At 74.5% G+C, this 6,554-nt stretch carries 2 protein-coding genes and 1 pseudogene; all 3 read left to right on the forward strand.

Annotated features, from left to right (window positions below; translation table 11 throughout):
- Positions 1 to 241: pseudogene (locus tag RMP09_RS14310) on the forward strand (hypothetical protein); the annotation flags it as partial.
- 7 nt (positions 242 to 248) lie between these two features.
- Complete coding sequence (locus tag RMP09_RS14315) at positions 249 to 2,255, forward strand: autotransporter assembly complex protein TamA (protein WP_310566654.1); 2,007 nt, start codon at positions 249 to 251, stop codon at positions 2,253 to 2,255.
- Positions 2,255 to 6,418, forward strand: coding sequence for a translocation/assembly module TamB domain-containing protein (locus RMP09_RS14320; RefSeq protein WP_310566655.1), 4,164 nt, complete (start codon positions 2,255 to 2,257; stop codon positions 6,416 to 6,418). The genes RMP09_RS14315 and RMP09_RS14320 overlap by 1 nt, the downstream gene beginning before the upstream one ends.
- Positions 6,419 to 6,554: the final 136 nt, after the last annotated feature.

A 6,554-nucleotide genomic window follows, 5' to 3' on the forward strand; every position in this document is an offset into this window, starting at 1 on the left:
GAGCCCCTACGAGATCCTGCAGCCCGGCGGCAGCGTGGAATACAACAACGAGGAGGCCGGCGCCGAGTGGCTGCAACGCCTGACGCACGCTTTTCCCAAGTTCGCCTGGATCAATCCGGAACCCCAGGGCGTGTGGCAGTATCGACAGAGCATCGGCATCGTCCAGCAGCTCATGGGCCAGCGCATGTACCCGCTGACCCTGAAGGGACTGGAAGAGACGATGCGGCTCCTGTCGAAATGATCTCTGCATGACCTCTGCCTTTTCGCGCCGTGCCGGCCGCGCACGGTGGCCCTTGCTGGCCGTGTGCGCGCTCGCGTGCGGGTGGCCGGCCTGGGCGCAGGCGCAGGCGCAGGCGCAGGCACCTGAGCCTGTGGTGACCGAAGCCCCCGCCACGACCACCCCGCCCTCCGCCAGCGACACCGCGCCCGACACCGCCACGCTCACAGCCGACACCGCGCCGGCCGAGCCGCGCTTTGACGTCGACGTGCAGGCCAGCGCCGAGCTGCGCGCCTTCCTGCTGCGCCACCTGGAACTGATGCGCTTTCGCCAGCTGCACGACCTGGATGCGGCCGAACTCACCCGCCTGCTCGCGCGCGCGAACGAGAACGTGCAGGACCTGCTGGGCACGCTGGGCTATTTCTCGCCGCAGCTGCGCATCGAAGGCCCGGTGCCCGGTGGCACCACCGCGCTGGGCACGGTGCGCCTCGTGGTGGAACCCGGACCGCAGACGCGCATCGCCAGCGCCGAGGTGTATTTCCGCGGCGACATCGCCGAGCACCCGCAAGCGGCCGATCAGCGCGAAGCGGTGCGCCGCGCCTTCACCGTGCGCGCGGGCCAGCCCTTCACCCAGGCCGACTGGAACAGCGCCAAAACCAGCGCGCTGCGTGCGCTGACCGCCCGGCGTTACCCGGCCGGACGGCTCTACAACAGCCTGGCCGACGTGGACACCAGCGACCACAGCGTGCGCCTGGCGCTGGAGCTGGACTCCGGCGCGCCGCTGCGCATCGGCGCGGTGCGTGTCGAGGGCGCGCAGCGCTTTGACACCGCCGTGGTCGAACGCCTGGTGCGCCTGAGCGGCGTCACCCCCGGCAGCGACTACGACCTGGCCCGTTTGCAGGACGCGCAGCAGCGCATCGCCGACACCGGCTATTTCGAATCGGTCTACGTGTCGGTCGACCCGGGCGTGGACCAGGCCAGCGCGCCGGTGGTGGTGCAGCTGCGCGAGGCGCAGCGCCAGAAGCTGGTGCTGGGCATCGGCGGCAGCACCGACAGCGGCGCGCGCCTGTCCGTCGAACACACGCACCACCGCGTGCCCGGCATCGGCTGGCGGGCGGTGAGCAAGCTGCAGCTTGAGCGCGACGACCGGCAGCTCTCCACCGAATGGAGCGCGCCGGTCGATGACCAGGGCTGGCACTGGATCACCAGCGCGCTGCTGGCGCGGCAGATTGACGGCTTCGACACCACCACCAGCCAGCGCCTGCGCCTGGGACAGGTCCAGAGCAGCGACACGCTGGACCGCAGCTTCTTCCTGCAGCTCGACCGCGCACGTTCGGTGAACACGGTGGTCAGGAGCCTGGGCACTGGCGTGGCCGAGGCCTCGCTGACCGCCAACTACGCCTGGACGCGGCGGCGCTTTGACAGCACGCCGTTTCCCCAAAGCGGCTACGGCCTGGGGCTGGAGCTGGGCGCCGGCTACACCCTGGTGGGCGAACGCCGCCCCTTTGGCCGCACCGTGGGCCGCTGGCTGGGCTACTGGCCGGTGGGCAGCGCGCTGGCGCTGGCCGATGAACGCACCCCGCTGGGCACCGCCCGCGTCACCGAGTCCAGCGGCAGCCGCTGGGGCCGCGTGGCGCTGCGGGTGGAAGCCGGCGCCGTCTGGGCCCGGGCCGACACGCCGGTGCCCGAGACCCAGCTGTTCCTGACCGGTGGCGACACCAGCGTGCGCGGCTACGCGCTGCGCGACATCGGCGTGGCGCAGGCCGACGGTGGCGTTTCGCCCGGCCGCTACATGACGGTGGGCAGCGTGGAATGGCAGATCCCCGTCTGGCGCAACGGCCAGCGCACGCCCTGGGAGGCGGCGCTGTTCGTCGACGGCGGCTCGGTGGCCGAGAAGATCGCCGACCTCAAGGCCCACTGGGGCGTGGGCGCCGGCGTGCGCTACAACAGCCCGGTCGGCCCACTGCGGCTGGACCTGGCCTACGGCGTGCAACCGCGCGCCTGGCGGCTGCACTTCAACGTCGGCTTCGCGTTCTGATGAGCCCGCAGAACCTTCCCCCCGAAAACAGCGCCACCACCGACGCCGCATCGGCACCCGCACCCACGCCCGCCCCGCCGCGCGGCTGGGGGCGGGCAGCGTGGCGGACCCTGCGCGGCATCGGATGGGTCGGCCACTGGCTGCCCGGCGCGGCGCTGGCGCTGCTGGTGGCCGGTGGCGCGGCCGGCTGGGTCTGGTCGGGCAGCGACGGATCGCTCGCCCGCACCCTGGGCTGGGCCCAGGCCTGGATGGCCGACGCCAGCAGCCCGAGCGGCCAGTTGCAGGCCAGCGGCGCCCAGGGCAGCCTGCGCCACGGCGGCCAGGTGCAGCGGCTGCGCTGGACGCGCCCGGGCCTGGACGTGCAACTGCAAGGCCTGCGCCTGGCGTGGACCGGCGGGCAGGTGGTCGACGCCCTGCTCGGCCGCGGCCTGCAGATCAACACCCTGCACCTGGACAGCGTGCAGGTCAGCGACACCCGGGAACCCACGCCCACCCAGCCCCTGACCGAACTGGTGCTGCCGCTGCCCGTGAGCCTGCCCTGGTCGGTGGACCGGCTGCGCATCGAAGGCCGGCAGACGCTGGCCCTGGACGGCGCGCGCGGCCACTACCGCTACGGCCCGGCCGACGCGGCCGACCGCAGCGCCTGGAAAGGCCAGGGCAGCGATCACACCGCCGTGCAGGACGCGCACCACCTGCGCATCGACGCCCTGTCGCTGGCCCAGGGCCGCTACCAGCTGCAGGCCGTGCTGGGCGCGCAGGCGCCCATGCCGCTGCACGCCACCGCCCAGGGCCAGGTGCTCACCACCGTGCCCGGCGGCAACAGCCTGAGCCTGCAGGCCACGGCCGGCGCCAGCGGCACCCTGACCGGCCAGAGCGCCACGCTGGATCTGAACGCCCAGGTGCACAGCGGCCCCGCCGGGCAGGGCACGCCCACGCTGGTCGCCAGCGCGCGCGTGCAGCCCTGGGCGGCGCAGCCCCTGCACACGGTGGACGCGCGCGCGCACCGGCTCGACCTGGCCACGCTCTGGCCGCAGGCGCCCGTGACCGCGCTGTCGGGCACGGTGCAGGCCTCGCCCGACGGCGGTGCCTGGCGTGCGCGGCTGGACCTGCGCAACGGCGCCAGCGGCCCCTGGGACCGCCAGCGCCTGCCGCTGGACAGCTTGCAGGCCGCGATCGAACAACAGGGCGCGAAATGGACCGTGCCCCGGCTGCAAGCGGCGCTGGGCCGCGCGCGGCTGCAGGGCAGTGGCCGCTTCCAGCCCGCCAGCGGGGGCACCCCCGCGCAGTGGCAAGGCCAGCTGCAGGCCAGCGCGCTCAACCCGGCCCAGCTGTGGAGCCCGCTGGCAGCGGCCGCGCTGGACCTGAGCGCCAGCGCGCGCCAGCACCCCACCCAGACCGGCACCATCGAACTCACCGCGCAACTGCAGCCCGCGCGCGGCGTACCCGCCCCTGCCGCCACCGCCGGCCTGCGCCTGCGCGAACTGCGCCTGCAAGGCCAGTGGCAGGCCGGCACCGGCCCACAGGGCAGCGGCACGCTGCGGCTGGACGACGCCTTGCTCGACGCCCTCCAGGCCCGCCTGACCGCACGCGGCACGGTGGATGTCGCCGCCTCCACCTTCAGCGGCAGCACCACGCTGCAGCTGCCCGGCGCCCAGGGCCGCTGGGCCGGCACCTTGGCCCACGCCGACGGCCAGGGCGACCTGAACCTGCGCGTGGACGCGGCCGACACCCTGCTGGACTGGGCGCGCAGCCTGCAGCAGCTGCCGGTGCTGGGCCCGCGCCTGCGCGACGCGCTGGCGCAAAGCCCCGCCCTGCGCGACCTGCGTCTGAGCGGCCAGGCCAGCCTGCAGGCCCAGTGGCGCGGCGGCCTGGCCGAACTGGGCTACCCAGCACCCCGCAGCGGCGCGCGCCCCGCCGTGCCCCTGCAACTGCAGGCCACGCTGGACGTGCCGCAGCTGGGCGGCCCCAGCCACACCAGCAGCGGCAGCCCCACCGTGGCCACCCCCGGCTGGGCACTGCGCGGCGTGCAACTGCAGGCCAGCGGCCGCCTGGCCGACCTGGCCGTGCAGCTGCGCGGCGACGCGTCGCAAGGCCCCTGGAGCGCCGCGCTGCAGACCCAGGGCCGCGCGCAGCGCCTGTGGCCCCTGCCCGGCGCGGGCGGCGAACCCGGTCGGCTGAGCCTGGACCCCTTCACCCTGCGCGCCAGCGACGCCCGGCAACCCGGCCGCGTGGTCGACTGGACGCTGCGCGGCCTGCTGCCCGCCACCCTGAGCTGGCGCCAGACGCCCGACGGTCTGGCCCTGCAGAGCGGTCCGGCCCAGTGGCAGCTGCAACCTGCCCCGCGCGGCGGCGCGGCGGGCACGGCGCTCGCGCCCGTCACCCTGGCCTGGGACCAGCTGGCCTGGCAAGCCGGCGCGCTGCAGACCCGCGGCCGCCTGAGCGGGCTGCCGCTGTCGTGGGTGGACCAGCTGGCGCGCGCCGAGGGCAATGCGGCCGGCCCCGTCACCCGGGCGGGACTGGACGGCGACCTCGTCTTCGACGGCGACTGGGATCTGCGGCTGCCCCTGCAAGGCAGTGAACCGCTGCGCCTGGCCGCCCAGCTGCAGCGCCGCAGCGGCGACCTGGTCCTGCTGACCGACAACGACGCCGGCAAGCCCCCCGCTGGCAGCGCGCAGCGCCTGCCGGCCGGCATCCGCAGCGCCAGCCTGAGCCTCAATGCCCAGGGCCGCAGCGTGACCGCGCGCCTGCGCTGGGACAGCGAGCGCCTGGGCCAGGCCAGCGCCGACCTGGGCACCGAACTGGCCGCCGCGCCCGCCGCCGACGGCGACCTGATCGACCGCTGGTGGCCCGCCAGCGCCCCGCTGAGCGGCACCGTCAGCGCCCGGCTGCCACAGGTGGGCGTGTGGTCGGCCCTGGCGCCGCCGGGCTGGCGCATGCGCGGCACCCTGCAGGCCGACGCCACCCTGGGCGGCACCCGTGCCCAGCCCAACTGGCGCGGCACCCTGCAGGCCGACCAGCTGGCCCTGCGCTCGGTGGTCGACGGGCTCGAGTTCACGCAAGGCCAGCTGCGCGCCAGCCTCGACGGCGAGCGACTGGCCATCACCCGCTTCGATCTGCAGAGCCCGCTGGGCGGCGCGCTCAGCGCCACCGGCCAGGCCCAGTGGCGTCTGGTGGACGGGCGCCGCCAGCCCCTGATCGAGCTGCAGCTGCGCGCCGACGCGCTGCGCGTGTCCAACCGGGCCGACCGGCGCCTGACGCTCTCGGGCCAGGTGGCGGCGCAGCTGGCCGGCGCCCAGCTCAACATCCGCGGCCAGCTCAAGGCCGACTCGGCCCTGTTCGTGCTGCCCGACGAAACCACCCCCACGCTCAGCACCGACGTGGTGGTGCGCGGCGGCCGCAACCTGCAGGCCGTCACCGGCACCGTGGCGCAGGTGCAGCCCGACGTGTCGGTCCAGCTCGACCTGGGCCCGCAGTTCGAGGTGCGCGGGCGGGGCCTGCAGGCGCGCCTGACCGGGCAGCTGAACCTGCGCAGCACCGTGGCCCTGCCCACACCGCGCGTGTTCGGCGAGGTGCGCACCGCCAGCGGCAGCTACCGCGCCTATGGCCAGCAGCTGAGCATCGAAACCGGCGAACTGGTCTTCAACGGCCCCTACGACGACCCGGCGCTGGACATCCTGGCCATCCGCCCCATGGGCCGCGACACCGAACAGCGCGTGGGCGTGCAGATCAACGGCAGCGCGCAGGCGCCGCGCGTGCGCCTGGTCGCCACGCCCGACCTGCCCGACAGCGAAAAACTCGCCTGGTTGGTGCTGGGCCGCCCGGCCACCGGCGCCGGCGCCGAAGCCGCCGTGCTGCAACAGGCCGCGCTGGCCCTGCTGGCGGGCAACGACGGCGCGCTCAATGGCGGCCTGGCGCAGGCGCTGGGGCTGGACGAAATCTCGTACCGCGGCGAAGCCACCAATGCCGACGGCAGCACCAGCGCCGCCGCGGTGACGCTGGGCAAACGCATTTCCAACCAGCTGTACCTGAGCTACGAAACCGGCCTGGCCGGTGCCATGGGCACGGTGTCGGTGTTCTACGACGTCTCGCGCCGCTTCACCCTGCGGGCGCGGGCCGGCGAAGAGAACGCGCTGGACCTGATCTTCACGCTGCAGTACGACTGAAGGGTTGGGCCCCCACGCTCCGCCGCTGCGCGGCCCCTGGAATGGCCCACTTACAATCCGGGCTCCCTCTCCCCGCCGCCATAGTTCAATGGATAGAACGAGCGCCTCCTAAGCGCTAGATACAGGTTCGATTCCT

The organism is Hydrogenophaga sp. (genome assembly GCF_031426985.1).
Taxonomy (GTDB): Bacteria; Pseudomonadota; Gammaproteobacteria; order Burkholderiales; family Burkholderiaceae_C; genus Hydrogenophaga.

Coding starts and splice junctions, on each gene's coding strand:
- RMP09_RS14320 (WP_310566655.1), top strand. CDS start 2,255: ATGAGCCCGCAGAACCTTCCCCCCGAAAACAGCGCCACCACCGACGCC.
- RMP09_RS14315 (WP_310566654.1), top strand. CDS start 249: ATGACCTCTGCCTTTTCGCGCCGTGCCGGCCGCGCACGGTGGCCCTTG.